The 1,960-nt window shown below is 35.9% G+C and carries 3 protein-coding genes; all 3 read left to right on the forward strand.

The annotated features are described in order from the left end of the window. Positions 1 to 255: hypothetical protein (locus tag ACZQCL_RS03305; protein ID WP_482481841.1), on the forward strand; the 255-nt coding region annotated here is incomplete at its 5' end. A gap of 39 nt (positions 256 to 294) precedes the next feature. After that, a complete protein-coding gene (locus tag ACZQCL_RS03310) occupies positions 295 to 558 on the forward strand; it encodes a GIY-YIG nuclease family protein (protein ID WP_482481842.1) in 264 nt (87 codons plus the stop codon). Positions 559 to 599: 41 nt separating this feature from the next. Continuing rightward, positions 600 to 1,960, forward strand: a 1,361-nt coding sequence (gltX, locus tag ACZQCL_RS03315; RefSeq protein ID WP_482481843.1) for a glutamate--tRNA ligase, incomplete at its 3' end; no start/stop codon positions are given.

Raw genomic sequence — 1,960 nt, forward strand, 5'->3', positions numbered from 1 at the left:
GAAGATGCGATGTATTTAAAGGAGACAAAGGCTCCTAGTGGATATGAAAAATCGGATCAAGTCTTATTTGTGGAAGTCAAGGATGATGAAATCTTTATTGATGGTAAAAAGGTAGAGAACAATGAATTCTTGTTTGAGAATAAGAAGATTCATGTTCCAACAGGAATTGAATATCATGGTAATATGTATGTGACTTTAGGTTTAATTGCGCTTGTGATTATTTTACATTTGATCAACAAAAAGTTGAGAAAGTAGGTGTTTTCCTACTTTCTTTTCTTGTGGTATGATGGGCATATGGAAAAAGGTCAATATGTATATATTTTAGAGTGTAAGGATTCTACATATTATACGGGATATACAACGGATGTAGATAAAAGATTAGAAACGCACAACTTGGGTAAGGGGGTAAAATATACGCGGCCTAGAAGGCCTTGTAAGCTTGTATACGTAAGGGCTTGTGAGTCGAAGTCTAAGGCTTTAAAGTTGGAATATAAAATTAAACAAATGTCTCGAAAAGAAAAGTCAGAGTTGATTGAAGGAATCTTGAAAGAAATGTAGTTTCGTATTATTATATAGAGAGCGAAAGGATGATTATAACTATGAATAAAACTAGAACTCGTTTTGCGCCGAGTCCAACTGGCTATATGCACATTGGAAATTTGCGTACAGCTTTATTTGAATTTTTAATTGCGAAACACGAAGGTGGCGACTTCTTATTACGTATTGAGGATACTGACCAAGAGCGTAAGGTAGAAGGTGCTGTAGATGTTATTTATAAAACTTTAAAAGAGTGTGGTTTGAACTGGGATGAAGGTCCAGATATTGGTGGAGACTTTGGTCCATATGTTCAAAGTGAACGTTTGCCTATGTACAAAGGGTATGCCGAAGATTTAATTAAACTTGGTGGAGCTCACTATTGTTTCTGTAGTGAAGAGGAGATTGAAGCTCAAAGAAAAGAAGCTGAAAGCTTAGGTATTTCTTTTAAGTTCAATGATCCTTGTAAGCACTTGAGTGCTGAGGAAGTACAGGCTAAATTGGATGCGGGTGAACCTTATGTTATTCGTCAAACAATCAAAGATGTTGGTGAAACATATTTTGATGATGAAGTATATGGTCGTATTGAAGTAGATGGTGATGTATTGGATGAACAAATCTTGATTAAATCGGATGGATATCCAACATACAACTTTGCGAACATTATTGATGATCACCAGATGCAGATTTCTCACGTAGTTCGTGGAAATGAATATTTATCAAGTACACCTAAGTACAACTTGATTTATGATGCGTATGGATGGCAAAGACCAACCTATGTACACGTACCGCCTGTAATGAAGGATGAACACCACAAATTATCAAAACGTAATGGAGATGCTTCTTTCCAAGATCTTGTTGCGAAGGGATATTTGCCGGATGCGATCATGAATTATATTGCACTTCTTGGATGGGCTCCTGAAACAGAACAGGAAATCTATACTTTGGATGAGTTGATCAAAGTATTTAATATTCACCGTATTTCTAAATCACCAGCCATTTTCGATATTGATAAATTGACTTGGATGAACGGTGTATATTTGAGAAACATGGATGAAGAAACATATTATGAAACAGTTCGTCCATACTTAGAAAAAGCGGTTCATGGACCATACAACTTAAAAGAGATTGCCAAAATCATTCAACCTCGTATTGATATCTTGAATCAAATCGAAGAAAGTGTTGACTTCTTTGATACATTAGTAGATTACGATTTAGAGATGTATCGTCACAAGAAGATGAAGACAACTCCAGAAGTTGCATTAAAAGCTTTAAAAGCCAGCAAGCAAACTTTAGAAGCCTTTGATCAATGGGACAGCATGGATGCATTGCACGAATGTTTATTAGCTCTTCCTAAAGAGTTGGAGATGAAGAATGGACAGGTATTATGGCCAATTCGTACAGCTGTTTCTGGTAAACAATTCAC

It is taken from the genome of Holdemanella sp. (assembly GCF_056804935.1).

Bases quoted from the DNA above. Each gene is read 5' to 3' on its own strand.
- ACZQCL_RS03310 (WP_482481842.1), top strand. From the start codon at position 295: ATGGAAAAAGGTCAATATGTATATATTTTAGAGTGTAAGGATTCTACA.